Raw genomic sequence first — 1,977 nt, forward strand, 5'->3', positions numbered from 1 at the left:
CGTGACCACCGCGTACTGCACGACGGTCAGCGGCACGCTGACCGTCGTGCCGGTGACGGTGTACGGCACCGGTTTGGGGGCCGGGTCGGTGCCGTCCGGCGTGGCGACGGTCACGGCGGCGACGGCCGTGTCGGCCGGAAGGGCGTACGAGAGCGTGCAGTTGGCCGGGGTGGTGCGGTAATCGGCCGGGGCGTCCCCGAAGTTGGTGAAGTTCACCAGGTGGACGATGGTGTCGGCGCCCAGCCAGCGGGCCTCCAGGTGGATCCGCCGATCGCCCGCGAGGGTCACGGAGGGCGGCGCGGACTGCCGTACGGGCGTCAGGAGTTGGTCGGCGGAGGCCTGGTCGTTGTTGCTCAGGTAGCCGAGCCCGGGGAGCGCCTGGACGTACCAGCAGGTGCCGGTGCCGAACGCCGTCTTGCGGCTCGCGGGCAGCGGGTCGGCCTTCTTGAAGCCGAGCACGTCGGCCAGCGCGAACTCCGCGCGCGGCGTGCCGAACTGATCGAGCGCGGTGGGCGCCGGGCCGGTGAGGAGGGCGGTGCCGCCGCCCTGGACGAAGCCCCGGATCAGGTCGGCCTCGGCGTCCGAGACCGCCTGGAGGTTCGGGAACAGGACGACCTTGAACCGGGCCAGGTCGGTGTCGGTCAGCCCCGGGCTCGTGAGCGTGTCGAACGGGACGTGCGCGTACACCAGCGCCTTCACCGTGCCCCGGAACTCGCCCAGCCACGGCATCGCGGCGCAGCTGGAGCGGAAGCTGCCCGCCCACCAGTCGGGGACGCTCGCGGGCGGGGTGGTGTTGAAGTACGTGCCGCTGCCGTAGCCGGCCGCGGGGCTCACGTAGTCGCGCGAGGCGCTGGAGTGGTAGACGGCGACGTCGGCGAGGGACTGCCCGCCGAAGATCCGGTCCTGGTTGGCGCGGACGAAGCCGTACATCCGGGTGCGCATCGCCGGGTCGGCGCCCGCGTTCTTGTACGGCGTCCGCACCTCGTACGGGTTGCAGCCGGCGGCGAGCAGTTCGGCCATGACCTGGGAGGCGTCGTCGGCCAGCCAGCCGTACGAGAACGCCCAGGCGGGCTTGGTGCCGCTCGCCGCGCGGGCGTACTTGGCCATCGAGACCAGGCAGGTCCAGTCGGTGGCGGTGGCGTGGCGCATGCCGTCGAAGTTGGCGAGGACGTCCACCTCCCAGACCTGGGTGGTCGCGTTGTCGGCCAAGCGCAGGTAGCCGCCGTCGAGGCCGGTGAGGGTCGCGTAGCGGTGGTCGAGGGGCACGGTCTCGGAGAAGACCAGCAGGCCGGGGCTGACGGAGCGGGCGGCGGAGGCGATGTCGAGCTGGAACTTCAGCAGGTTGCGGTGGCGCCACTCGACGTAGCGCCGGAAGACGGGGTCGTTGTGGTCGACGGCCTTGGGGACGTCGAGGCCGGTGTCGGCCTTGAACGCGGCGGCGCCCCAGGTGGAGGCGTCGCACCAGGAGAGGAAGCCGTCGAAGTACAGCGGGAGGTCGGGCCAGATGCCGTCGACGCCGGTCGCGGCGAGCAGCTTGATGCGCTTGAGGTAGTAGTCCCGCCAGGGGGAGTCCGGGCTGAGCCAGACGCTCTCGTCCCCGGGGCCGACCCAGATGACGACGCTGCCGTAGAAGACGTTCGGCTTGCCGTCGAGGGAGCGCTGGACCCAGGCGCCGCCCTCGCCGTTCTTGTAGAACGAGGGGCCCTTCTCGCCGCCGGGGGAGATCACCTCCAGGGCCGGGTAGTACATGACGACCTTGAGGCCGGCGGCGTGCGCCTTGTCGACGTAGGCCTTCACGAGGGTCAGGTGGGCGGTGAACTCGGCGTCGGTGTGCCAGTCGGACAGGACGGTGTCGAGCTCGATCACGCTGACGTTCTGGGCCTTGAGGGCGTCGATGTTCGCCTGCATGTCCGCGAGGCCGGTGAACGTGCCGTCGGCGACGCGGGCGTAGCGGGCCCAGTCGGGCCAGGGCGGGGC

At 71.6% G+C, this 1,977-nt stretch carries 1 protein-coding gene; it reads right to left on the reverse strand.

Annotated elements, in window-relative coordinates:
* Positions 1-1,977: hypothetical protein (locus AB0O00_RS37320; protein ID WP_363659137.1), on the reverse strand; the 1,977-nt coding region annotated here is incomplete at both ends.

It is taken from the genome of Kitasatospora sp. NPDC093558 (assembly GCF_040683475.1).
Taxonomy (GTDB): domain Bacteria; phylum Actinomycetota; class Actinomycetes; order Streptomycetales; family Streptomycetaceae; genus Kitasatospora.